The sequence below is a fragment of the Bradyrhizobium sp. BRP56 genome (genome assembly GCF_020194035.1).
Lineage (GTDB): Bacteria > Pseudomonadota > Alphaproteobacteria > Rhizobiales > Xanthobacteraceae > Bradyrhizobium > Bradyrhizobium australafricanum.
Genome location: NZ_JADYVV010000211.1, coordinates 1 through 439 on the forward strand (window position 1 = coordinate 1; position 439 = coordinate 439).

Here is a 439-nt window from a genome sequence, read left to right on the forward strand (position 1 = left end):
GTCGACAAGATCGCCAGCTTCACCAAGCGCCCGCAAGACGTAGTCGGCATGCACTTCTTCAGCCCGGCCAACGTGATGAAGCTGCTGGAAGTCGTGCGCGGCAAGGACACCGCCAAGGACGTGCTGGCCACCGTCATGAAGCTGGCCAAGGCCATCAAGAAGACGGCGGTCGTTTCCGGCGTGTGCGATGGCTTCATCGGCAACCGCATGATCGAGCAGTACAGCCGCCAGGCCGGCTACCTGCTGGACGAGGGCGCGCTGCCCGAGCAGGTCGACAAGGCCATCGAGAAGTTCGGCTTTGCCATGGGCCCGTTCCGCATGGGCGATCTGGCCGGTAACGACATCGGCTGGGCTATCCGCAAGCGCCGCGCCGTGGACAAGCCGGACATCGTCTACTCGAAGACCGCTGATCTGCTGTGCGAAATGGGCCGCTTCGGTC

1 protein-coding gene is annotated in these 439 nt (G+C 63.8%); it reads left to right on the forward strand.

Annotated features, from left to right (window positions below; genetic code table 11):
* A partial coding sequence (locus tag I6F38_RS43430; RefSeq protein WP_225164720.1) for a 3-hydroxyacyl-CoA dehydrogenase family protein occupies positions 1 to 439 on the forward strand: 439 nt, incomplete at both ends.